This window comes from Secundilactobacillus silagei JCM 19001, from assembly GCF_002217945.1.
GTDB classification, from domain to species: Bacteria; Bacillota; Bacilli; order Lactobacillales; family Lactobacillaceae; genus Secundilactobacillus; species Secundilactobacillus silagei.
The window spans coordinates 1-236 of sequence record NZ_BCMG01000071.1 but is presented as its reverse complement, the minus strand read 5'-3'; the positions used below and the strand labels follow the sequence as shown (position 1 = coordinate 236).

Here is a 236-nt window from a genome sequence, read left to right as displayed (position 1 = left end):
AACGGTTCTCTGTCAACTGTTGTTGGTAACGACCATAATGCACTCAATCATTATTTGATGATTGGGTGTTTTGTTTTTGTCCTTAACATAACAAGGACGCGCAAACGGAAATTCTTAAATCTCGTGTAGCCATAGCCGGATCGTTTAAGGACTTTGATTCGATTATTCGTCCCTTCCAAAGGACCATTGGAGTAATCTTTGTGCTTCAAGGTGTTTTCAATGTAGTCAGGATGCTC

The 236-nt window shown here is 40.3% G+C and carries 1 protein-coding gene; it reads right to left on the bottom strand.

Annotated features, from left to right (window positions below; all coding sequences use genetic code 11):
- Positions 1-50: 50 nt before the first annotated feature.
- Positions 51-236: transposase (locus CES79_RS12600; protein ID WP_143456355.1), on the bottom strand; the 186-nt coding region annotated here is incomplete at its 5' end.